At 71.9% G+C, this 24,200-nt stretch carries 16 protein-coding genes; 3 read left to right on the top strand and 13 right to left on the bottom strand.

Features of this window, described 5'->3' with window-relative positions; genetic code table 11:
* Positions 1-22: 22 nt before the first annotated feature.
* The 6 genes from yjfF to araB form a co-directional block, all read right to left on the bottom strand.
* Positions 23-1,015, bottom strand: coding sequence for a galactofuranose ABC transporter, permease protein YjfF (gene yjfF / locus O7604_RS21510; protein WP_091417258.1), 993 nt, complete (start codon positions 1,013-1,015; stop codon positions 23-25).
* A complete protein-coding gene (locus O7604_RS21505) occupies positions 1,012-2,082 on the bottom strand; it encodes an ABC transporter permease (RefSeq protein ID WP_269705550.1) in 1,071 nt (356 codons plus the stop codon). The genes yjfF and O7604_RS21505 overlap by 4 nt, the downstream gene beginning before the upstream one ends.
* Entirely contained in the window at positions 2,079-3,620 is a 1,542-nt protein-coding gene (locus O7604_RS21500) for a sugar ABC transporter ATP-binding protein (RefSeq protein ID WP_281577547.1), read from the bottom strand. The genes O7604_RS21505 and O7604_RS21500 overlap by 4 nt, the downstream gene beginning before the upstream one ends.
* 72 nt (positions 3,621-3,692) lie before the next feature.
* The gene (locus tag O7604_RS21495; RefSeq protein ID WP_269705548.1) at positions 3,693-4,688 is read right to left on the bottom strand and encodes an ABC transporter substrate-binding protein; all 996 of its coding nucleotides are present in this window, start codon (positions 4,686-4,688) and stop codon (positions 3,693-3,695) included.
* Positions 4,689-4,784: 96 nt separating this feature from the next.
* Positions 4,785-5,456 carry an L-ribulose-5-phosphate 4-epimerase gene (locus tag O7604_RS21490; RefSeq protein WP_269705547.1) on the bottom strand — a complete coding sequence of 224 codons (672 nt, stop codon included), beginning with the start codon at positions 5,454-5,456 and terminating at the stop codon, positions 4,785-4,787.
* Positions 5,453-7,135, bottom strand: a complete 1,683-nt coding sequence (araB, locus tag O7604_RS21485; protein WP_281577546.1) for a ribulokinase — start codon at positions 7,133-7,135, stop codon at positions 5,453-5,455. Before araB ends, O7604_RS21490 begins: the two co-directional genes overlap by 4 nt.
* A gap of 639 nt (positions 7,136-7,774) precedes the next feature.
* On the opposite strand from araB, the gene O7604_RS21480 reads away from it, so the two are divergent.
* Positions 7,775-9,430: a ricin-type beta-trefoil lectin domain protein gene (locus O7604_RS21480; RefSeq protein WP_281577545.1), complete on the top strand. Its 1,656-nt coding sequence runs from the start codon at positions 7,775-7,777 to the stop codon at positions 9,428-9,430.
* A gap of 59 nt (positions 9,431-9,489) precedes the next feature.
* Here O7604_RS21480 and mmsB read toward each other — a convergent pair whose 3' ends face one another.
* From mmsB to rph, 7 genes are all read right to left on the bottom strand, one after another.
* Positions 9,490-10,740 carry a multiple monosaccharide ABC transporter permease gene (gene mmsB / locus O7604_RS21475; RefSeq protein WP_269705544.1) on the bottom strand — a complete coding sequence of 417 codons (1,251 nt, stop codon included), beginning with the start codon at positions 10,738-10,740 and terminating at the stop codon, positions 9,490-9,492.
* Positions 10,737-12,275 (bottom strand): multiple monosaccharide ABC transporter ATP-binding protein, encoded by a 1,539-nt coding sequence (mmsA, locus tag O7604_RS21470; protein ID WP_269705543.1) that lies wholly within the window; start codon positions 12,273-12,275, stop codon positions 10,737-10,739. Before mmsA ends, mmsB begins: the two co-directional genes overlap by 4 nt.
* Before the next feature lie 81 nt (positions 12,276-12,356).
* Positions 12,357-13,496: a multiple monosaccharide ABC transporter substrate-binding protein gene (gene chvE / locus O7604_RS21465; protein ID WP_269705542.1), complete on the bottom strand. Its 1,140-nt coding sequence runs from the start codon at positions 13,494-13,496 to the stop codon at positions 12,357-12,359.
* Between the two features lie 195 nt (positions 13,497-13,691).
* The gene (locus O7604_RS21460; RefSeq protein ID WP_269705541.1) at positions 13,692-15,068 is read right to left on the bottom strand and encodes an endo-1,4-beta-xylanase; all 1,377 of its coding nucleotides are present in this window, start codon (positions 15,066-15,068) and stop codon (positions 13,692-13,694) included.
* Between the two features lie 169 nt (positions 15,069-15,237).
* Positions 15,238-16,332, bottom strand: coding sequence for a 12-oxophytodienoate reductase (locus O7604_RS21455; RefSeq protein ID WP_281577544.1), 1,095 nt, complete (start codon positions 16,330-16,332; stop codon positions 15,238-15,240).
* A gap of 42 nt (positions 16,333-16,374) precedes the next feature.
* On the bottom strand, positions 16,375-16,743 hold the full coding sequence (locus O7604_RS21450) for a MerR family transcriptional regulator (RefSeq protein WP_269705539.1): 369 nt from the start codon (positions 16,741-16,743) through the stop codon (positions 16,375-16,377).
* Positions 16,744-16,791: 48 nt separating this feature from the next.
* On the bottom strand, positions 16,792-19,407 hold the full coding sequence (gene rph, locus O7604_RS21445; protein WP_281579993.1) for a rifamycin-inactivating phosphotransferase: 2,616 nt from the start codon (positions 19,405-19,407) through the stop codon (positions 16,792-16,794).
* Positions 19,408-19,737: 330 nt separating this feature from the next.
* On the opposite strand from rph, the gene O7604_RS21440 reads away from it, so the two are divergent.
* Both O7604_RS21440 and O7604_RS21435 read left to right on the top strand, forming a co-directional pair.
* A complete protein-coding gene (locus O7604_RS21440) occupies positions 19,738-23,886 on the top strand; it encodes a SpoIIE family protein phosphatase (protein ID WP_281577543.1) in 4,149 nt (1,382 codons plus the stop codon).
* Positions 23,883-24,182 (top strand): STAS domain-containing protein, encoded by a 300-nt coding sequence (locus O7604_RS21435; RefSeq protein ID WP_269705536.1) that lies wholly within the window; start codon positions 23,883-23,885, stop codon positions 24,180-24,182. Before O7604_RS21440 ends, O7604_RS21435 begins: the two co-directional genes overlap by 4 nt.
* The last annotated feature ends 18 nt before the right edge of the window (positions 24,183-24,200 follow it).

Genomic DNA, 24,200 nt, shown 5'->3' with positions numbered 1-24,200 from the left:
TTGCCTTCCGCGCTAGGAACCGTCACTTGAACCGGATGCCGATGAGGCGCTGGAGGAGGATGAACGCGAAGAGCAGGCCGCCGATCACGATCTTGGTCCACCAGGAGTTGAGGCTGCCGTCGAACGTGATCAGGGTCTGGATCACGCCCAGCACCAGCACGCCGAGCACGGTGCCGAAGACGTACCCGGAACCGCCGGTGAGCACGGTGCCACCGATCACGACGGCGGCGATCACGTCCAGTTCCATCCCGACGGCGATCAGCGGCGCGCCGGAGAGCGTGTAGAACGACAGCAGAATCCCGCCGATCGCCGAGCAGAGCCCGCTGATCGTGTAGACGGCGATCCGGGTCCGCGCCACCGGCAGGCCCATCAGCAGCGCCGACTGCGCGTTGCCGCCGACCGCGTACACGTTGCGGCCGAACCGGGTGTACGCCAGCACGTACGCCGCGATCAGCACCACCGCGAACGCGATCAGCACGCTGATCGACACGAAGTTGCCGGCCGGGTCACCGATGCGCTGCTGCGACATCGAGGTCCAGAAACCGTCGGTGATGGAGATCGAGGAGTCGCTGATGAACGTGCACATGCCCCGGGCGAAGAACATCCCGGCGAGTGTCACGATGAACGGCTGGATCTCGAAGAAGTGGATCGCGCAGCCCATCAGGAAACCGAGCGTCGGGCCGATCAGCAGCGCGATCACCAGCACCAGGGCCGCGGGCAGGCCGTCGCGCAGCAACGACGCCGACACCATCGCGGTCATCGCCACCACCGAGCCGACGGACAGGTCGATGCCGCCGGTCAGGATCACGAACGTCATGCCCACCGCGACGACGAGCAGGAAGCCGTTGTCGATGAAGACGTTGAAGACGACCTGGACGTTGGAGAAGGCGCGGTACTGGGACACGCCGATGCCGTACATGACCAGCAGCAGGGCGAGCGTGGCCAGCACCGGCACGTGCCGCCGGGGCAGGCTGGGCCGCCAGGAGCGGCCGGTGGTCAACGACGTGCTGCTCATGCCGGCACCTGCTCCTTCTCCCGCTGCGGGGCCGCCGGGCCGGGTTCGGCACCGCGCCGTCGCCGGCGCAGCCGGGCCCGGAACGCCGGGGCCTGCACGAGGCAGACGGCGATGACGACGACCGCCTTGAACAGCAGCGACGTCTGCGGCGAGATGTTCATCGCGTACACCGTGGTGGTCAGGGTCTGGATGATCAGCGCGCCGAGGACGGTGCCGCCGAGGGAGAACCGGCCGCCGGCCAGCGAGGTGCCGCCGATGACGACCGCCAGGATCGCGTCGAGTTCGATCCACAGGCCGGCGGCGTTGCCGTCGGCGCTGGAGACGTTCGCGGTGACCATGAAACCGGCGAGCGCGGCGCAGACGGCGCTGATCACGTAGACGAGGAAGACGATGCGCCGCGACCGGATGCCGGCGAGCCGGCTGGCCTCGGCGTTGCCGCCGACCGACTCGACGATCAGGCCGAGCGCGGTCCGCCGGGTGAACGCGGCCACGAGCAGCGCGGCGGCGAGCGCGATCAGGATGGCCAGCGGCAGCGTCAGGAAGTGCCCGAGCCCGATCGCCCGGTACGGACCGGAGTTGATCGTGATGATCTGGCCCTCGGTGACCAGCTGGGCGATGCCCCGCCCGGCGACCATGAGGATCAGCGTGGCGATGATCGGCTGGATGCCGATGACCGCCACGAGTATCCCGTTCCAGGCGCCGAGCACGAGCGCGGCGCCGAACGCCAGCGCCAGCGCGGTGGCCACCGTGGCCGGGCTGTTCTGGTCGGCCGCCCCACTGATGTGCAGGCAGGCGATCGCGCCGCTGATCGCGCAGAGCGAGCCGACCGACAGGTCGATGCCGCCGGTGGCGATGACCAGCGTCATCCCGAGCGCGACCAGGATCAGCGGCGCGCTCAGCCGGAGGATGTCGATGGGCGTGCCGTACAGGTGGCCGCTCTTGACCTCGACGGCGAGGAAGCCGGGACGGTAGACGGTGTTCGCGGCGATCATGACCACGAGCACGAGCGCCGGCCAGAACAGGCGGTGGCCGGTCAGCGGGCGGAGGCGGTCGGCGACGGCGGTCATCGGGTCACCTCCTCCCGGGGTGTTCCACTGGCGATGGTGCGCATGACGCGGTCGGCGTCGAGCGTGTCGTCGTTGTCGAGCTGGGCGACCATCTCGCGGTCGCGCATGACCGCGACCCGGTGGCTCAGGCGCAGCACCTCCTCCAGCTCGGCGGAGATGAACAGCACCGCCATACCGCCGTCGGAGAGCTGCACCACCAGCTTCTGGATCTCGGCCTTGGCGCCGACGTCGATACCGCGGGTCGGCTCGTCGAGGATCAGCAGGCGCGGCTCGGTGATCAGCCAGCGGGCCAGCAGCACCTTCTGCTGGTTGCCGCCGGACAGGTTGCGCACCGGCAGTTCCGGGTTGGCCGGACGGATGCTCAGCGCCTCGACGTACCTGCGGACCAGCTCGTCCTGGCGGCGGCGCGGGATCGGCCGCAGCCAACCGCGCGCGGCCTGCATCGCCAGGATCATGTTCTCCCGGACCGTGAGTTCCGGGACGATGCCCTCGGCCCGGCGGTTCTCCGAGCAGAACCCGACGCCCTGGCCGATGGCCTGGATCGGGTTGCGCACCGGCGTCCGGCCGCCGTCGAGCCGGACCTGGCCGTGGTCGGCCCGGTCCGCGCCGAAGATCAGCCGCGCCACCTCGGTACGGCCGGAGCCGAGCAGGCCGGCCAGGCCAACCACCTCACCGGCGTGGATGCGCAGGCTGAACGGGGCGACGGCGCCGCGCCGGCCCAGTTCGGCGGCGTCCGCGAGCGGGGCCTTGTCCGCGGTGTCGACGGTGGCGCGCTTCTGCTGCTCGTCGAGCCGCTCCAGCACGTCCAGCTCCTGCCCGATCATCTTCTCGACCAGGCTGAACTGCGGCAGATCCTCGGTGCGGTACTCCCCCACGAGCCGGCCGTTGCGCAGCACCGTGATCCGGTCGGCGATGCCGTAGACCTGGTCGAGGAAGTGGGTGACGAACAGGATCGCGATCCCCTCGTCGCGCAACTGCCGCATGATCCGGAACAGCTGGGCCACCTCGCCGGCGTCCAGGCTGGACGTCGGTTCGTCCAGGATCAGCACCCGGGCCTGCACGTCGATCGCCCGGGCGATGGCGACCATCTGCTGCACCGCCAGCGAGTACGAGCCGAGCGGCGCGCTCACGTCGAGGTCCAGGTCGAGGCGGGCCAGCAGGTCACGGGCCCGGCGGCGCATCTCGCCCCAGCGCACCGCACCGAACCGGCGGGGCTCCCGGCCGATGAAGACGTTCTCCGCCACCGACAGGTTGGTGCAGAGGTTGACCTCCTGGTACACGGTGCTGACACCGGCCGCGGCGGCCTGCATCGGGCCGCTGAACGAGACCTGCTCGCCGCCGAGCGTGACGACGCCCGCGTCGGTCCCGTAGACGCCGGTCAGCACCTTGATCAGGGTGGACTTGCCGGCGCCGTTCTCGCCCATCAGGGCGTGGACCTCGCCCGGGAACAGCCGGAAGTCCACGTCGTGCAGCGCGCGGACCCCGGGGAAGGTCTTGCTGATACCGGTCATGGTCAGGACCGGACGGCTACCCGTCATCCCATCGGACCTCTTCTTTTGCGGTGGTGGTGCGGGGGCCGCCGTCGGTTGCGACGGCGACCCCCGGGTGACTCAGTACTTGCGGTTGGGCAGTGCCTCCTTGGCCTGCTCCTGGGTGAAGGTGGTCTCCTCGGTCTCGATCCGGGCGGGCACCTCCTCGCCGGCCTTGACCTTCTTGACCAGCTCCATCAGCTGCGGGCCGAGCAGCGGGCTGCACTCGGCGATGAAGTTGAACTTGCCGTCCGCGAGGGCCTGCATGCCGTCCTTCACCGCGTCGACGGTGATGATGGTGATGTCCTTGCCGGGCGTCTTGCCCGCCGCGGTGATCGCCTCGAGCGCGCCCAGGCCCATGTCGTCGTTGTGCGCGAACAGCACGTCGATCTTCGGGTTGGCCTTGAGGAACTGCTCCATGACCTGCTTGCCACCGGCGCGGGTGAAGTCACCGGACTGCGAGGCGACGATCTTCAGGTTCGGGTTGGCGGCGATCGCCTCGGCGAAGCCCTTCTTCCGGTCGTTGGCCGGCGCCGAGCCGGTCGTGCCCTGCAGCTCCACGATGGTGACCGGGCCGGACGCCGCCTTCTTCTGCTCCACCAGCCACTCGCCGGCGAGGCGGCCCTCCTTGACGAAGTCCGAGCCGAGGAACGTCTTGTAGAGCGACTTGTCGGCCGAGTCGACCGCGCGGTCGGTCAGGATGACCGGGATCTTCGCGTCCTTGGCCTCCTTGAGCACGGTGTCCCAGCCCGACTCCACCACCGGCGAGAAGGCGATCACGTCGACCTTCTGCTGGATGAAGTTGCGGATCGCCTTGATCTGGTTTTCCTGCTTCTGCTGCGCGTCGTCGAACTTCAGCTCGATCCCGGCCTCGGCGGCCGCTTCCTTGATCGAGGTGGTGTTCGCGGTGCGCCAGCCGCTCTCGGCGCCCACCTGGGAGAAACCCAGGACTATCTTGTCGTTGCCGCCACCGGCGTCACCGCCGGTGTCGCTGTTGCCGCAGGCCGCCATGCTGCCGGCGAGCAGCACGCCGGCGAGCGCGGCGATGGCCCTGCGGGCCGTGCTCCTGGTACTCATCGGTTCTCCTCCGGGGTTGGAAGTTCCGGACGCGCGGCGGGGAGCCGGTGCGGCCGGGTGTGGTGGTGGGGTGGATGCGCGGCGCCCGGTCCGGGGTCAGGGCGCCGGCGGACGTTGGCCGTAGACGTTCTGGTAGCGGTCGTAGAGCGAGTCGATGTCGGCCGGCGCGATCGGCACCGGCTGGCCGAGCGCCCGGGCCAGGTGTGCGGTCCGGGCGACGTCCTCGCACATCACCGCGGCCTTGACCGCCGCCCGCGCGTCGCGGCCGATGGTGAAGACGCCGTGGTTGCGCATGAGCACCGCGGGCGAGCGGTGCCCGGCCAGCGTGCTGACGATGCCCTTGCCGATGTCGTCGCCACCGATCAGCGCGAACGGCCCGATCGGGATCTCCCCGCCGAACTCGTCGGCCTGCGCGGTCAGCCAGCACGGGATCGCCTCACCGCGGGCCGCCCAGGCGGTGGCGTATCCGCTGTGGGTGTGCACGACGCCCCCGACCTCGGGCATGGCGCGGTAGACGTAGGCGTGCGCGGCGGTGTCGCTGGACGGGGCGCCGTCGCCGTCGACCACCGCGCCGTTGAGGTCGCAGACCACCATGGCCTCGGCGGTCAGGTCGTCGTAGTCGACACCACTCGGCTTGATGACCATCAGGTCCTGACCGGGTACGCGGGCCGACACGTTGCCGGCGGTCCAGGCCACCAGGTCGTAGCGGGTCAGTTCGCGGTGCAGGCGGGCCACGGTTTCGCGCAGCGCGGTCACCTGGCTGTTCATCCGACCACCTCCAGGGTCGCGGCGGTGCGGTCCGCGGCGGCGTCGGCTGCCGCGTTGCGGATCGCCCGCAGGCGGAGCATGACGTCGTTCGCGCCGCGACCGAAGTGGTCGTGCAGGGCGCGGTACTCGGCGTAGAGGGCGTCGTAGGCCCGCACGTTCTCCGGGACGGGCCGGTAGACGGCCTCGTCGATGCGTCCCATCGCGGCGGACGCCTCGTGGATCGTCGGGTACGCCCCGGCGGCCACCGCCGCGTGGATGGCCGAGCCGAGCGCCGGGCCCTGGGCGGAGCCGATGATGCTCAGCGGCCGGTTCGTCACGTCGGCGTAGATCTGCATGAGCAGCCGGTTGGAGGTGAGCCCACCGGCCACCACCAGGTCGTCGACCGGCACCCCGGCCTGCGCGAACGCCTCGACGATCATCCGGGTGCCGTACGCGGTGGACTCCAGCAGCGCGCGGTAGACGTCCGGCGGCCGGGTGGCGAGCGTCAGCCCGACGATCATCCCGCTCAGGTCGTGGTTGACCAGCAGGGACCGGTTGCCGTTCCACCAGTCCAGCGCCACCAGGCCGTGCGCGCCGACCGGCTGGGCGGCGGCGGCCTCGGTGAGCCGCTCGTGCGAGTCGAACCCGGCCGGGGCGGCGTGCCGCACGAACCAGCCGAAGATGTCCCCCACGCCGCTCTGCCCGGCCTCGAAGCCCCAGGCGCCGGGGCTGATGCCGCCGTCGACCACGCCGCACATGCCCGGCACCTCGGCCGGGTGGGTGCCGTTGAGCACGTGGCAGGTGGAGGTGCCCATGATGGCGACCAGCCGGCCCGGCCGCAGCGCCTGGGCCGCAGCGGCGGTGACGTGCGCGTCGACGTTGCCGACCGCGACCGCGATGCCCTCGGGCAGACCGGTCCAGGCGGCGGCGCGGGCGCTGAGGGTGCCGGCCCGCGCGCCCAGCGGCAGCAGCGGACCGTCCAGCTTGGTCACGAAGTCGGCGAAGCCGGGGGCGAGCGCGGCCAGGTAGTCCGGCGACGGGTACCGGCCGTCCTGCCGGATGCCCTTGTAGCCGGCGGTGCAGACGTTGCGCGTCTCGGCGCCGCACAGCTGCCAGACGATCCAGTCGGCGGCCTCGACGAAACGCTCGGCGCGCCGGTAGACCTCCGGATCCTCCTCCAGGATCTGCAGGCCCTTGGCGAACTGCCACTCCGCGGAGATCTTGCCGCCGTAGCGGCCGAGCCACGACTCGCCGCGTTCGGCCGCCAGCGCGTTGATCCGGTCGGCGTGCGGCTGCGCGGCGTGGTGCTTCCAGAGCTTCACCCAGGCGTGCGGCCGGTCGCGCAGGTCCGGGATCTCGCACAGCGGCGTGCCGTCGGCGAGCGTCGGGAGCACGGTGCAGGCGGTGAAGTCGGTGCCGATGCCCACCACCCGGGACGGGTCCACGCCGGCCTCGGCGAGCGCGGCCGGCACCGCGTGGCGCAGCACGTCGCGGTAGTCGTCCGGGTCCTGGAGGGCCCAGTCCGGGGGCAGAGCCGGGCCGCCGTCGGGAAGCGCGGTCTCGATGACCCCGCGCCGGTATTCGTGCACCGCCGTACCGAGTTCGGCGCCGTCACGGACCCGGACCACGAGCGCCCGCCCGGACAGTGTGCCGAAATCGACCCCGATCACGTACCGATCCGACGCGTCCACTTCGCTCATTTGCACCTCCGCCGTGTCACGGGGTTAGTGTTAGCGCTCACATATACATCCGTCAAGACACCTCCGGGCAACAGCTGCGTAACGAGCGGCGGCACCCGGAACCGGCGTCCGCCGCCCCGCGCGGACCGGCCCTGCCGCCGGCCGGGAGATCCACGCCGACGGCGCGGCCGGACTGCGGGCCGACGACCTGTTAACGACAACAATCGATGGAACTTCCGGAAATTCTCTCGGCGCTCCCGCCGCCCCGGGTCCAGGCGTCCAGACACCGCCGCCCAGCCGCTCAGAGGGCCGCTCAGCGGCTCTTTTTCTCCCCTCGACGCCCGCGGCGACCGGCGGCCGCGGGCCGCCCGGGGGTCGTCAGCCTATTTACAGTGTTTGATGTCAGCGATAACATTTCGCCATCCCCGCACTGTGGCGCCGCTGTCCGGGAAACCCCGGCGCCGCAGCCGGGCGGCGACGGACGGCGACCCCGTCGACCGCCGGAACCCCCACCACCCACGAGCGCCCGCCGGCACCGACCGGCCGCTGGAACTGCCGTGCCGCGTCCGTCCCCGTGGACCACGGGCGAGGCCGTGCGACCGGCGGGCCGCTCCCTTCCGGGCACCGGCACGGACGGCGCCCGGCCACCGAGGAGGACCCGTGCGCAAATGGACCCGACGGACGCTGGCCGTCCTGGGCGTCGCGGCGGTGGCGCTCGCCGCCACCGTCACCGACCAGGCCATGGCCCCACGCCCGGCCCGGGCGCTGGACAACGGCGTCGCCCGCACCCCGCCGATGGGGTGGAACACCTGGAACACCTTCGGCTGCAACATCAACGAGACCCTCATCCGCCAGACCGCCGACGCGATCGTCGCCAACGGCCTGCGCGACCTCGGCTACAAGTACGTCGTCGTGGACGACTGCTGGTTCAACCCGAACCGGGACGCGCAGGGCAACCTCCAGGCGCACCCCCAGCGGTTCCCCAGCGGGATGAAGGCGCTCGGTGACTACCTGCACGCCCGGGGCCTGCTGTTCGGCATCTACCAGGTGCCACTGGACAAGACCTGCGCCCAGGTCGGCGGCACGTTCCCCGGCGCCACCGGCAGCCTCAACCACGAGTACCAGGACGCGCGGCAGTTCGCCGCCTGGGGCGTGGACTACCTCAAGTACGACTGGTGCTCCGGCACCGGGACGATAAACGACCAGGTGGCGCGGTTCGGCATCATGCGCGACGCGCTGGCGTCCACCGGCCGGCCGATCGTCTACAGCATCAACCCCAACAGCTACCACGCCAAGACCGGGCCGCTGCGCAACTGGAGCGACGTGGCGAACCTCTGGCGGACCACCGAGGACATCACCAACGCGTGGAACACCGGCCAGACCAACGGGTACCCGATGGGCATCCAGAACATCGTCGACGTCACGGTGCCGCTGGCCGGATACGCCGCGCCCGGCGGGTTCAACGACCCGGACATGCTCGAGGTCGGCAACGGCGGCATGAACGACACCGAGATGCGCAGCCACTTCGCGCTCTGGTCCATGCTGGCCGCGCCGCTGATGATGGGCAACGACGTACGCTCGGCGAGCGCGGCCACCCTGGCCATCCTGCGCAACGCCAACCTGGTCGCCATCAACCAGGACACGCTCGGCCGCCAGGCGGTCCAGGTCTCCTTCGACGGCACCCGGCGGGTGCTGGCCAAGCCGCTGGCCAACGGTGACGTGGCGGTGGCGCTGTTCAACCAGGGCGGCTCGACCACCACCGTCTCCACCACGGCGGCCGCGATCGGCAAGAGCGGCAGCTCGTTCACGTTGCGCGACGCGTGGACCGACGCCACCTCCACCAGCACCGGCACGATCTCCGCCAGCGTGCCCGCGCACGGCACGGTGGTCTACCGGGTCAGCGGGGGCGGCACCACCACCCCGCCGCCGGTCCCCACCACGTTCCGGCTGCGCAGCGAGTCGTCCGGCCGATGCCTCGACGTCGACAACGCCGGCACCGCCAACGGCACCGGAACGCTGATCTGGGACTGCCACGGCAACGCCAACCAGCAGTTCACCGCCAACGGGCAGGCGTTGCAGGTGCTCGGCAAGTGCCTGGACGTGTCGACCAGCGCGACGGCCGGGACCCGGGTACAGATCTGGGACTGCAACGGCGGCACCAACCAGCAGTGGACCATCAACGGCAACGGCACGGTGAGCAACGTGCGCTTCCCGTCGCTGTGCCTGGACGTCGACAACGCGGGCACCGCCAACGGCACCCGGGTGATCGTCTGGACCTGCCACGGCAACACCAACCAGCGGTGGAGCCGGGCGTGAGCGGCTGCGGCCGGTGAACGGCGGTCGGCCGGACGAAGGGGCGAGCGTCCGGCCGGCCGTCACCGGGCGCCGGCCGCCCGGCGCTTGTTCCAGATGTCGAACGCCACCGCCACGAGCAGGACGAGACCCTTCACCACCGACTGGACGGACTGGTCGATGCCCATGAGCTGCATCCCGTTGCTCATCACCGCCATGATCAGGCCACCCACCATGGCGCCGACCACGGTGCCGACCCCGCCGGTGACCGCCGCGCCGCCGATGAAGGCCGCCGCGATCGCGTCCAGCTCGAACATGTTGCCGGCGGCCGGCTGGGCGCCGTTGGACCGGGACGAGTAGATCACGCCCGCCACGGCGGACAGGAAGCCCATGTTGACGAAGATCCAGAAGTTGACCCGCTTCACCCGCACGCCGGACAGCATCGCCGCGGGCAGGTTGCCGCCGATCGCGTACACCTGCCGGCCGAACACGGTACGGCGGGTGAGCAGGCCGTAGATCAGCACCAGAACGGCCAGCACGATGAGCACGATCGGCAGGCCGCGGGCGTTGGCGAGCTGCCAGGCGAACCACATGACCACGGCGCCGACCACCACGATCCGCAGGACGAACAGCGGGAACGACTCCACCGGCTGCTCGTGGCGCACCCGGGCGACCCGGGTCCGGAACACGGCCACCGCGTACCCGACGACGGCGAACGCGCCGATGAACAGCGTGAAGGCGTCGTAGCCCTCACCGCCCAGCAGTCCGTTGAGGAAACCGGCGGCGACCCGCTGGTACTCCTCGGGGAACGGCGACAGCGAGATGTTGTCCAGCACCCGCAGCGTGAGGCCGCGGAACAGGAGCATGCCGGCCAGGGTGACGATGAAGGCCGGGATCCCGGCGTACGCGACCCAGAGCCCGTGCCACGCGCCGACCGCGACGCCCACCGCGAGCGCGGCCAGCACGCCGGCCCACCAGGGCATGCCCTCGCGGATGACGAGCACCGCGGAGACCGCTCCGGTGAGCGCCACCACCGATCCCACGGACAGGTCGATGTGCCCGCCGATGATCACGATGACCATGCCGATCGCGAGCACCAGGATGTACGAGTACTGGAGCACGATGTTGGTGAGGTTGCCGGGGCTGAGCGACACGCCGTCGGTGAGGACCGCGAACAGCGCGACGATCACTACCAGAGCGATGTAGATGCCGCTCTGCCGCAGGTTGCCGAGGATCAGCGTGCGCGGATCGCTGGTGCCGGTGTGCAGGGTCGCCGCCGCGCCGGTGTCCGGGGTGGCGATCTTCGTGGCGGGGGGAGGCTTGGTGCTGGTCATCGGACGAGATCCCTGTCCTTGGTCATGAGTTCCATCAGGTTCTCCTGGGTGGCCTCGCTCACCGGCATCTCCCCGGTGATCCGGCCGGCCGCGAGGGTGTAGACGCGGTCGCACATGCCGAGCAGCTCGGGCAGTTCGGAGGAGATGAGGACCACCGCCTTGCCCTCGGCCACCAGCCGGTTGACGATCGTGTAGATCTCGAACTTCGCGCCGACGTCGATGCCCCTCGTCGGCTCGTCGAGGATCAGCACGTCCGGGTCGGTGAACAGCCACTTCGCCAGCACGACCTTCTGCTGGTTGCCGCCGGAGAGCTTGCCCACCACCGACATCACCGTCGGCGCCTTGATGTTCATGTCGCGCCGTCCCCGCTCGGCGACCTGGATCTCCCGGTTGCCGTCGATCCAGCCGTTGCGGGCGAGCTTGTCGAGCGCGGCGGCCGAGATGTTGCCCCGGACGTCGTCGATGAGGTTGAGGCCGTAGTGCTTGCGGTCCTCGGTGGCGTACGCGATGCCGTTCGCGATGGCCTCGGCCACCGTGCGCGTCCGTACCTCGCGGCCCCGGACGAAGATCCGGCCGCGGATGTCCCGGCCGTACGCCCGGCCGAAGACGCTCATCGCCAGCTCGGTGCGTCCGGCGCCCATCAGCCCGGCGATGCCGACGACCTCCCCGGCCCGCACGTGCAGCGACGCCCGGTCGACGACCAGGCGGTCCTGGGTCGGATGGCGCACCGACCAGTCCTCGATGCGCAGCACCTCGTCGCCGGGCGTCACGCTGCGGGTCGGGTAGAAGGCGGCCAGGTCGCGCCCGACCATGCCGCGGATGATCCGGTCCTGGGTGACGGCGCCGTCGGACATGTCCAGCGTCTCGACGGTACGGCCGTCGCGGATGACCGTGGTCGAGTCGGCGACGGCGGTGATCTCGCCGAGCTTGTGCGAGATCATGATGCAGGTGATGCCCTGGTCACGCAGCCGCCGCATCAGGTCCAGCAGGTGCGCCGAGTCGACGTCGTTCAGGGCCGCGGTCGGCTCGTCGAGGATCAGCAGCCGCACCTTCTTGGACAGCGCCTTGGCGATCTCCACGAGTTGCTGCTTGCCGACGCCGAGCTGGATGACCGGGGTGACCGGGTTCTCGTGCAGCCCGACCGACCGCAGCAGCGCCGCGGCCTCCGCGTTGGTGCGGTGCCAGTCGATGAGCCCGCCGCGGCCGCGGCGCTCGTTGCCGAGGAAGATGTTCTCGGCGATCGACAGGTACGGCACCAGCGCGAGTTCCTGGTGGATGATGACGATGCCGCGCGCTTCGCTGTCCTGGATGCCCCGGAAGCCGACCGGCTCGCCGTCGAAGACGATCTGACCGTCGTAGCTGCCCGCCGGGTAGACCCCGGACAGCACCTTCATCAGGGTGGACTTCCCGGCGCCGTTCTCACCGCAGATCGCGTGGATCTCGCCGCGCCGTACGGCGAGCGAGACGTCCTGGAGCGCGGTCACCCCGGGGAAGGTCTTCGTGATGCCACGCATCTCGAGGATGTGATCGCTCATGTATCCGTCCTGCTCGTGGTCGTGGTGTCCGGAGCGGTCGGGCCCGGTGGCGCGGGTGGCCGCCGGGCCCGTCGCCGCGGGTCAGCCGGCCCGGCCGGCGGCCACCTCCTGCTCGGTCAGGTAGCCGGAGTCGATCAGGACGGACTTGATGTCCTCCTTGTAGACCGTCTGCACCGGCAGCAGGAACGCGGGCACGACCTTGACGCCGTTGTTGTACGCCTTGGTCTCGTTGGCCTTCGGCTCCTCCTTGCGCAGGAACGCCTCGGCGGCGATCACCGCCTGCTCGGCCAGCAGCCGGGTGTCCTTGAACACGGTGGAGCTCTGCACGCCGTCGTTGATGAGCTTGACCGACGCGACCTCGGCGTCCTGCCCGGTCACCACCGGCATCTTCTTGGCGCCGCCGCGGTAACCGGCGTTCTGCAGGGCGGTGATGATGCCCCGGGACAGGCCGTCGAAGGGCGACAGCACGCCGTCGACCTTGCTGCCGTCGTTGTAGCTGGAGGTGAGCAGGTCCTCCATCCGCTTCTGCGCGGTCTCCTGCTGCCAGCGCAGGATGGCGGCCTGCTCGATCTTGGTCTGCCCCGACTTGACCTTCAGCGTCCCCGCGTCGAAGTACGGCTTGAGCGTGTCCATCGCGCCGTTGAAGAAGAACCCGGCGTTGTTGTCGTCGAGCGAGCCGGCGAACAGCTCCACGTTGAACGGACCCGTGGCGGTGCCCTTGGCGCCGTCCTTGGTGAGCAGCCCGAGGCCGACCAGGAGCGCGTTGGCCTGCGCCACGCCCACCTTGTAGTTGTCGAAGCTGACGTAGAAGCTGACGTTGGGGCTGTTGCGGATGAGCCGGTCGTAGGAGATGACCGGGATGTTCGCAGCGGCGGCGGCCTGGAGCTGGCCGCTCAGCGCGGTGCCGTCGATCGGGGCGATGACCAGCACGTCCGCGCCCTGGGTAATCATCTGGTCGATCTGCTGCGACTGGGTCGGGATGTCGTCCCCGGCGTACTGCAGGTCGACCTTGTAGCCCTTGGCCTGCAACTTCTCCTTCACCGAGTTGCCGTCGGCGATCCACCGTTCCGAGGTCTGGGTCGGCATCGAGACGCCGATCGTCAGGTCGCCGGGCTTGGCGGAGCTGGTGTCCGAGCCGCCTCCGGCGCCCTCGCCGCTGCACGCGGCCAGGCTGATCGCGAGCGCGGCGCCGCTGACTGCGGCCAGGATTCGTCTGCGCACGAGCGTCCTCTCCCCTCCGTGGGCCCCTGTGACACAGGTAACCGTCACGGCGAGTGTTAACGCTCACAAGTTGCCCCGTCAACCAATCGCGCGAAATGTGCATGTCTCTTTCTTGTAACAGAGACGGCGCTCCAGGTAGGACGCGACCGGACGTCGCGGGGGCGGCACGTCGTGCCGCCCCCGCGACGCCTGCGCTCAGGAGGCGGAGCAGGTGGGCGTCATGCCCGATCCGCTTCCGTTGCCCTGGAACCCGAACTCGGCGCTCTGGCCGGCGCCGAGCTGGCCGTTGTAGTCGACGTTCGTGAACCGCACCGTGCCGCTGTTGCCGCTCGCGGTGGCGCTCCAGGTGTTGGTGACGCTCGCGCCGGCCGGCAGCGTCATGGTGACGGTCCATCCCCGGGTGCCCGACGAGCCCGCTGTCACCTTCACGTTGGCGACGAAGCCACCGGTCCAGGAGTTCAGCGTCACCGAGGCCGTGCACCCGCCCTGGCCGGGCGGTGGCGTGGTCGGATTGTTGGGCGGCGGGGTGGTCGGGTTGTTCGGCGGCGGGGTGGTGGTCGGCGGCGGGTTGTTGGTGCCGGAGTTCAGCGCGTCGAGCACCGCGTTGTACGCCGCCTTCTTGTTGCCGGAGCAGTCGAACAGCAGCGCGTTGTCCGAGCCGCGCCACGAGTCGCAGTCCCGCACGCCCCACACCGTGATGCCGGTGCAGCGCGACACCGCCAGGCAGGCCCGGGTGACGGCGGCGTAGATGTTCGCCTGGTTGCCGCCGGTCATCACGTCCAGCTCGGTGATCTGCACCTCCACGCCCAGGTCGGCGAAGCGCTGGAGGTTGGCCTGGTAGTCACCGGGAAGCGTGGTGCCCAGGTGCGACTGGAAGCCGACGCAGTCGATCGGCACGCCACGCGACTTGAAGTCGCGCACCATGTTGTAGATGCCCGTCGACTTCGCGTTGATGCCGTCGGTGTTGTAGTCGTTGTAGCAGAGCTTCGCGCCCGGGTCCGCGGCGCGGGCCGCGCGGAACGCGGCCTCGATCCAGTCGTTGCCGGTGCGCTGCAGGTTCGAGTCGCGGCGCCCGCCGCTGCCGCCGTCGGCGAACGCCTCGTTCACCACGTCCCAGGCGTAGATCTGCCCGCGGAAGTGGGTGGCGACCTGGGTGACGTGGTTGATCGCGGCGTTGCGCAGCGCGCTGCCGGACAGACCCTGCGCCCACGACGGCTGCTGCTGGTGCCAGAGCAGCGCGTGCCCGCGCACCGACATCCCGTTCGCCCGGGCGTGGCTGACCAGCCGGTCGCCGCCGGTGTAGGTGAACCGCCCCTGCTGCGGCTCGGTGGCGTCCCACTTCATCTCGTTCTCGGCCACCACGGAGTTGAACTCGCGGTTCAGCACCGTGGCGTACGTGTTGTCGGACAGCTTGTTGGTGGCGACCGCAGCGCCGAAGTATCGGCCCTTCTCGGCCGCCGCCGCGCGCAGCGTGGTGCCGGCGCTCGCGGTCGGCGCCAGGGCCACCGCCATCCCGGCGGCGAGCGCGCCGGCCAGGATGCCGGTGGTCAGCAAGGCTCTCGTTCGTCTCATGCGATTCCTCTTCCGGGGGTCACGCGATGGTGGTGGTGCGACGTCCCGACTCCGCGTCCGGTGGCGGTGTCGGGGTACGACCAGCGCGGCTCGCCCGGTGAGCCTTGCGGCGCTCATGCCCTGCCATCGACTGTGAGCGATAACATCCCCCGGCGTCAACCCTTTCCGGCTAGGGATAGACGTCCTCGTGCGCCTTCCGGTAGTCGACGATCTCGTCCGGCCGCCCGGCGGCGGCGTGCCGCACCCAGGCCGGGTTGCCGAGCAGCGCCCGGCCGAGAGCGACCAGGTCGAACTCCCCGTCCGCCAGCCGCGCGGCCAGGCCCGCCACCGACTCCGGGCCGTCCGGGCGCAGGAACTCCCGCCGCAGTCCGACCGAGCCCACGGTGATCGACGGCAGGCCGGTGAGGCGCTTCGCCCAGCCGGCCAGGTTCAGCGCCGAGCCGGCGAACGCCGGCTGCCAGAAGCGACGCTGCGAGGCGTGCAGGACGTCCGCGCCGGCCTCGGCGAACGCGGTGAGGATCTGCCCCAGCTCGGCCGGGGTGTCCGCGATCCGCGCGTCGAACGCCCGCTCCTTGAACTGGGAGAACCGCACGATCACCGGGCGGCCCACCGGCACCTGCGCGCGGACCGCGCGCACCACCGCGGCCGGGAACGCCGCCCGGCGCGCCGGGGAGCCACCGAACACGTCGGTCCGGCGATTCGTGTACGGCCACAGGAACTCGTCGAGCAGGTAGCCGTGCGCGGCGTGGATCTCGACCGCGTCGAACCCGGCCCGGACCGCCACCCGGGCCGCGTCCGCGTACGCCGCCAGCAGCACGTCCGCGTCTGCGACGGTCATCGCGCGCGGCGCGGGGCGGCCCGACTCGCGTACCCCCGAGGGGGTCCACGCCGGAGCGCCGTCCACCGGTTCGCGCAGGCTGCCCAGGTGCCACAGCTGCGCGGCGATCCGGCCGCCGGCGGCGTGCACGGCCTCGACCACGCCGCGCCAGCCGGCCTCGGCCGCGCCGGGAGTCATCCGCGGCACGGTGTCCTCGTGGCCGGCGCTGGGGTGGTCCACCAGCACTCCCTCGGTGACGATCAGGCCGACGCCGGCCGCGGCACGGCGCCGGTAGTACTCGGCCATCTCCGGCGTCGGCACGCCACCCGGCGCGCGGTTACGGGTCATCGGCGCCATCACGAAACGGGACGGCAGCGGCAGTCCGGCGACGGTGGCGGGTTCCAACAGCGGCGCCACCAGCGATGCGGTGTCCAGGGTCGTGTTCATGACCCGAAGCTAGAAGTTGACACCGGTGTCAAGGGCAAGCGCTCAGGCGGCCGGATCCCGGGTGTCCTCGGTCACGCTCATGTCGGACACCACGTCGTCGAGCACCGCGACGGCGTGCGCGAGCCGTGCCATCTCGGCGGTCATCCGGGCCCGCTCCTCGCGCAGCCGGTCGGTCAGCCACGAGGTACGGATCTCCGGATCGGTCACGCAGGGCAGCAGCTCGGCCATCCGGCGGCTGCTCAGCCCGGCGTCGAACAGCCGCTGGATGAGCCGGACCCGGTCCACCGCCGATTCGGCGAAGACCCGCTGCCCGCTCGCGGTGCGCACGGCGGCGAGCAGGCCCTGCTGCTCGTAGTACCGGATGGACCGGGCGCTGACCCCGGTACGCGCCGACAACTCCCCGATCCGCATCACGCCTCCCCGCTCGTCGCACGTCCATCATCGAGCATGCCGCGCCGGTCAGGACAGCAGCTCGACGTACCCGTCGGTGCCGTGCACGCGGATCCGCCCGCCGTCGGGGATCAGCCGGGTCGCGTCCGGCACCGCCACCACGGCGGGCAGGCCGTACTCGCGGGCGATCACCGCGCCGTGCGTCATCAGTCCGCCCACCTCCGTCACCAGGCCCGCGACGGCCACGAACAGCGGCGTCCAGCTCGGATCGGTGTGCGCGGTGACGAGGATGTCGCCCGGCTGAAGGTCGGCACCGGTCAGGTCCGTCACCACCCGCGCCCGCCCCTCGACGACGCCGGCCGAGACCGCCAGCCCGGTCAGGGCGCCCGGCGGCACGTCGGCGCGCCGGTACGAGCCGTTCAGCGCCTCGCCGTCCGAGGTGAGCACCCGGGGCGGGGTGAGCGCCTGATGCGCCCGGAACTCGTCCCGGCGCCCGCGGATCAGCGCGGCGTCGGCCCGGCCGGTGGCCGCGACCTCGCGGAACTCGTCGAAGGTGAGGTAGAAGACGTCCTCCGGATCGGCGAGCACACCGGCGCGGGCCAGCCGGTCGGCCTCTACCATGAGCGCCTGCTTGTACACGGCGTAACGGCTGACGATGTCGTACTTCGGGTACTCCCGGTAGCCGGCGAAAGTCCGTACCCGGTCGATCATCGCCTGCGTCTCGGCGGCCTTGCGCTCGCCGTCGGGCAGGGCGCGCAGGCGGTCGAGCACCTCCCGGGCCTTCGCCCGCGCCCGCTCCCGGCCGTCGGCGAAGCGGCGCGCGGCGGCGCCCGGGGCGAAGGTGCGGACGTGGTCGAGGATCAGCGGCACGAGTGTGGCCGGGCGCTCGCTCCACCGTGGCCGGGTGATGTCGATCTCGCCGACGCAGCGCATGCCGTACCGGTCGAGGTAGCCCTCGACGGCCGCGCGTGCCTCGACGCCGCCCGGCAGCTTCGGCAGTTCGTCCAGGAACCCGTCGTCGGCGCCGTCCCGCAGGAACGCCACCACCTCGGGGTACGCGCGGATCACGTCGGCCACGTCGAGCAGCGCCAGCCCCATCTCGGCGGTGACGTTGCCGGGCGCGGACAGCGTGAGCGTGTCGGCCGCGTCGCGTTCGCCGAGCCACTCCCCCAGCTTGTCGTTGAGCCACCAGGCGGCCTGCATTCCCGCCATGATCACCTGAGCGCTCACCGGATCGGTGAGCACCCGCTTGTGCTCGGCGAACGCCTCGTCCAGGAAGTCGAACAGCCCGGACCCGGACCGGCCACGGATGTCGCGGCGCAGGGCGGCGACCGACTCCCGGCTGCGCTCGACCAGCGCGGTGACGATCGCCGGGTCGGTGTCGATCGAGGGCGGCGGCCCGCTCGCGGGCGGGCCGGCCGGTGCGGGGTCCGGCGCGGCCGGTGCGGGGTCCGGCGCGGCCGGCACCACGTCCCGGGCGAGGACCGTCTCCAGCGCGTCCCGGGTGAGTGGGTCGGCCCGGCCGATCATGCCCAGGAACGCGGCCCGGCCCGCCGGGGTGGACAGGTGCGGCGTGGCGTCGACGAACAGCCGGCCGCCCGCCTCGTGCATCGGCGCCATGGCGGTGCGCCGCCACATCGACAGGCCCAGCGGCTTCATGGCGTCGGTCATCATCTGCTGGTGGCCCACGGACAGGTAGACGTGGAACCGCCCGTCGGCGGCGGCCGCCGGCACCGGGAACAGCGTGGTGATCGGCCGGCTCTGCAGGATGTGGACGTCGTCGCCGGTCAGCGCCCACTCGATGTCCTGCGGGCACCCGAAGTGCGCCTCGATCCGCCGCCCCAGCGCGGCGAGTCGTACCGCCTGCGCGTCGGTCAGCGCGGGAGACGCCTGCCGCGCCGGGTCGACGGGCGTCTCCCGGGTGCCGCCGCCGGCCACCGCGCGCACCGCCCGCGCCTTCGTGCCGATCGTCCGGCCGACCACCGCGCCGTCGCGGACCGTGAAGACGTCCGGGTTCACCAGGCCGGAGACCAGTGCCTCACCGAGACCGAAGCCGGCCTCGACCGAGACCACCGTCCGGTCCCCGCTGACCGGGTCGGCGGTGAACATGATCCCGGCCGCGTCCGGGACGATCATCAGCTGCACCACCACCGCCATGTCCACGGCCCGGTCCTCGATGCCGTGCCTCCGCCGGTAGGTCACCGCCCGCTCGGTGAACAGCGAGGCCCAGCAGCGGCTGACGTGCCGCAGCACCTCGGCCGCGCCCACCACGTTCAGGTAGGTGTCCTGCTGGCCCGCGAACGAGGCGGTCGGCAGGTCCTCGGCGGTGGCGCTCGACCGCACGGCGTACGCGGCGTCCGCGCCGAACTCCGACAGCGCGCCGGTGACCGCCGCAGCGACCTCACCCGGCAGCGCGGTCCGCTCGACGGCGCGGCGGACCTCGGCGGCGGCCGTCCGGAGCGCCGCCGGGTCGTCCGCGTCCGCGCGGGCGAGCCGGTCCAGCGGTCCGGCGAGGGCCGGCGTCCGCGCCACCAGCCGGAAGGCGTCGGTCGCGACGCAGAAACCACCGGGTACGCGCACCCCGTCGATCCGCGTCAACGCGCCCAGGTGCGCGCCCTTGCCGCCGACGGCGGCGATCCGCGTCTCGTCCACCTCGTGCAGTTGCCACACGTACCGTCCGGTCATGCCGTGCCCCCGTTTTCGCAGCTCAATCAGCATCGGCCGATGATTCTGCGGCATCACCGGGGCCTTGCGGCAAGACCCGGGGTGCGATATACGTTTGTGGTGGCGAGGAGATCGGTCTCCTTGCCTTTCGTTTTGCCGCAGTCTTTCGTTTTGCCGCAGTCTTTCGTTTTGCCGCACCACAACCCCCTGCCCTGACCCGCTGCGCTCACGTGAGTCAGATCTCCCCGCCCCGGGTGGAGTGCCGGGGGCGCGACGGGGCAAGAAGCGACCACGAGGCCGCGACGCCGGCCTGAACGAGCGGGACCGGACGGGGTGGGGGAGACTCGGGCGATGAGCGGCGCTGACACCGACCCGCGTACGCGCGCCGACGTCTTCGCCGTCGACGCTGAGATCGGGCCGGACCTGGCGCGGATCGACTGGTCGGCGCACCCCCTGGGCCCGCCGGACACCTGGCCGCAGAGCCTGCGGACCGCGGTGCGGATCCTGCTGTCCTCCCGGTTCCCGATGTGGATGGCCTGGGGGCCGCAGCTCACCTTCTTCTGCAACGCCGCCTACCGGCGGGACACGCTCGGCCGCAAGTACCCGTGGGCGCTGGGACGCCCGGCGAACGAGGTGTGGGCCGAGATCTGGGACGACATCGGCCCCCGCGTCGACACCGTGCTGCGCACCGGCGAGGCGACCTGGGACGAGGGCCTGCTGCTGTTCCTGGAGCGGGCCGGCTACCGCGAGGAGACGTACCACACGTTCTCCTACAGCCCGCTGCGCGCCGACGACGGCAGCCTGGTCGGGATGCTCTGCGTGGTCAGCGAGGACACCGAGCGGGTCATCGGTGAGCGGCGGATGGCCACGCTGCGCGACCTCGGGTCGGACCCGAGCGTCATCCGCACCGAGCGGGAGACGCTCGCCTTCGTCAGCCGCCAGCTGGCCCGCAACCCGCAGGACCTGCCGTTCACGCTCACCTACCTGTACGACGGCGACGGCGGCGCCCGGCTGGTGGAGGCGACCGGGCTGGCGACCGGGCACCCGGCGGCCCCGGCCACGCTGTCGCTCGGTGACCCGGCCGCCCCGTGGCCGGCCGGCGCCGTCGCCGAGGGCGAGTCGGTGCGGGTCACGCTCGACGGCCCGGCCTTCGCGGACCTGCCGACCGGTGTCTGGCCCGCCGCGCCGGCCGAGGCGCTGCTGGTGCCGCTGCGGCAGCAGGGCGGTGCGCCGTACGGGTTCCTGGTCGCCGGGCTGAACCGCTACCGGGCGCTGGACGACGGGTACCACGGCTTCGTGGAGCTGACCGCCGGGCACCTGGCGACCGGCATCGCCAGCGCCCGCAGCTACCAGGCGCAGCAGCGCCGGGCCGAGGAACTCGCCGAGCTGGACCGCGCGAAGACCGCGTTCTTCTCCAACATCAGCCACGAGTTCCGCACCCCGCTGACGTTGATCATGGGACCGCTGGACGAGCTGCGCGGCCGGTTGCCGGACGCCGACGAGCAGGTCCGCGCCGAGCTGGACGTCATCCGCCGCAACGGGCTGCGCCTGGGCAAGCTGGTCAACAGCCTGCTCGACTTCTCCCGGATCGAGGCCGGGCGGATGCAGGCCCGCTACGAGCCGGTGGACCTGGCCGCGGTGACCGCCGACCTGGCCAGCGTCTTCCGGTCGGCGATCGAACGGGCCGGTCTGTCCTTCGAGGTCGACTGCCCGCCCCTGCCCGAGCCCGCGTACCTGGACCGCGGCATGTGGGAGAAGGTGGTGCTGAACCTGCTCAGCAACGCGTTGAAGTTCACCTTCGAGGGCACCATCCGGGTCGAGTTGCGCGGCAAGGGCGACACGGCGGTGCTGCGGATCTCCGACACCGGCATCGGCGTACCCGCCGACGAGATGCCGCGCCTGTTCGAGAGGTTCCACCGCATCGAGAACGCCCGCTCCCGCTCCGGCGAGGGCAGCGGGATCGGCCTCGCCCTGGTCAAGGAACTGGTCACGCTCCACGGCGGCCAGATCGACGCCGAGAGCACGGTGGGCCGGGGCACCACCTTCACGATCCGGCTGCCGTTCGGCACCGGGCACCTTCCCGCCGACGCGCTCGCTCCGGCGGGCACCGGCCGGACGCCGGCGTCGGCCGAGCCGTTCGTGCAGGAGGCGCTGCGCTGGCTGCCCGCCGACCCGGAAGCCGCCGTCGGCGGGGACGACCCGGCCGGCGAACCGGTCCAGCCGGTGCCCGGCGGGGCGGCGGCCCGCGTCCTGGTGGCCGACGACAACGCCGACATGCGGGAGTACCTCACCCGGCTGCTGCGCTCGGCCGGGCACGAGGTGCGGGCGGTCACCGACGGGCAGGCCGCGCTGGACGCCGCCCGCGCGCAGACCCCCGATCTGGTGGTCAGCGACGTGATGATGCCCCGGCTCGACGGCCTGCAACTGGTGGCCGCGCTGCGCGCCGACCAGCGTACGGCCGGCACCCCGGTGCTGCTGCTGTCCGCCCGCGCCGGTCAGGAGGCCTCGATCGAAGGGCTGGAAGCAGGCGCCGACGACTACCTGGTCAAGCCGTTCCCGGCGGCCGAACTGCTGGCCCGCGTCCGCGCGAACGTGGAACTGGCCCGGCTGCGCAACCACCACGCCCGCTGGCGTACCGCGCTCGTCGACTCGTTGCAGGAGGCGTTCTTCGTCTGCGACGAGGACGGTGCGGTGGTCGAGATCAACGCGGCGTTCACCGGCATCCTCGGCTACGGGACCGAGGGCCTGCCCTACCCGGCGGTGCACCCGTGGTGGCCGGACCGGGAGGCCGAGCCCGACGCGCACCGCCAGGTGGCGGCCGCGTTCTCGACGCTCGTGGGGCAGACCCGGGGCACGTACACCGTGCCGGTGACCCACCGAGACGGGCACCGGATCTGGATCTCGGCCGCGTTCAACCAGGTCGACGACCCGGACAGCGGCCGGCGGATGATCGTCGGCACGTTCCGTGACGTCACCGCCGAGCACTACGCGGTGCAGCGGGAGACCGCCCTGGCCGGGCTCAGCATGCGGCTGTCCCAGGCGGACGACCTCACCGACGCGCTGTCCGGGGTGCTGGACGAGTTGCGCAAGCTGTGGCGGGCCGCCGGCGTGCTCACCGCCGTCTTCGGTGACCAGCCCACCCCCGCCGTGACCGCCACCGACCCGGCGGCGCGCTGGGACACGTTGCCGCCGGAGCGCCGCCAGGCGTTGCTCGCGCTGCGGGACACTCCGCTGCTGACCCCGGTGGCGGCGCGTACGCACGGCGCCGGCATCGCCGTCGAGCACCCGCACGGCACGATGGCGGTCTGGATCGACCTGGGCGAGAAGCGGCCGTTCACCGAACAGGACCAGACCCTGCTGGCGCTGCTGGCCGGCCACATCGGTCAGGGGCTGCACCGGGTGCACCAGATCGACCAGCAGCGGGAGACCGCGCTGGCCCTGCAACGGGCGATCCTCGGTCCGGCGCAACTGCCCGCCGGTTTCGCGGTGCGGTACTCCCCCGCCGCGATGCCGCTCAAGGTCGGCGGCGACTGGTACGACACAGTGGAGCTGCCGGACGGGCGCATCGGCATCGTGGTCGGCGACTGCGTGGGGCACGGCCTGCAGGCCGCCACGGTGATGGGGCAGCTGCGCAGCGCCTGCCGTGCCCTGCTGTTGCAGGACCCGAGCCCGGCCCGGACGCTGGTGGCCCTGGACCGCTTCGCGGCGCTGCTGCCGGGCGCGTCCTGCGCCACCGTCTTCTGCGGCGTCCTCGACCCGGCCACCGGCCTGATGCGCTACTCCAGCGCCGGCCACCCGCCGGCCATCGTGGTCCGCGCGGACGGCACTCCGGAACTCCTGCGGCACGGCCGGTCCCGGCCGCTCGCCGTCCGTCCCGGCGAGGAACGCCCGGAGGCGGAGGCGACAGTGCAGCCGCGCGCCACCCTGATGCTCTACACCGACGGCCTGGTGGAACGCCGCCGCCAGCCGATCACCGCCGGCATCGCCCGCGCCACCGACGCCATCCAGCAGGGACACCACGCGCCGGTCGAGGTCCTGGCGACCGAGATCATGGACCGGCTCGCTCCCGACGGCGGCTACCACGACGACGTGGCCCTGCTGCTCTACCGCCACCCCGGGCCGCTGGAGCTGGAGTTCCCCGCGGAATCGACCCGGCTGGCCGAGGTCCGCAGCGCGCTGCGGGGATGGCTGGACCGCTGCGGGCTGGCCCCGGCCCACGCCTACAACATCCTGGTGGCGGCCGGGGAGGCATGCGCCAACGCCATCGAGCACGGGCACCGCGACGATCCGGGCGGCCGGATCCGCCTGCGTGCCGCCGCCACCGCCGGGGACCTGCGCCTGAGCGTCACCGACAGCGGCCACTGGCGGCACCGCGACCAGCCGTCCGACCCGCACCGCGGCCGGGGGCTCGTGCTCATGCGCGCGCTGATGGACAGCATCAGCGTCACCCCGGGGGCCACCGGCACCACAGTCGACATGCAGGCGAGGATCAGGCCATGAGCACGTCCCTGACGCTCACCACGAGCGACCGACCCGACGGCGGCCGCGTGCTGGCCGCCGTCGGTGAGATCGACATGAGCAACGCGTCCGCCTTCGCCGACGCGCTCGCCGAAGCCGTCCGGCCCGACGGCGAACCGCTGGTCGTGGACCTGACGAAGGTGGAGTACCTGGACAGCGCCGGGCTGGCCGCGCTGTTCCCGCACGCCGACCGGATCGCGCTGATCGCCGGTCCGCTGCTGGAGCCGCTGCTGACCATCTCCGGGCTGGCCGACCTCACCACGGTGCACAGCGCCTGACGCCGTAGCGGCGTCAGG

The sequence above is a fragment of the Micromonospora sp. WMMA1947 genome (assembly GCF_027497355.1).
Taxonomy (GTDB): Bacteria; Actinomycetota; Actinomycetes; order Mycobacteriales; family Micromonosporaceae; genus Micromonospora.
Note: the sequence above shows the minus strand (reverse complement) of the source record. Positions and strands in the feature narration are given on the sequence as shown.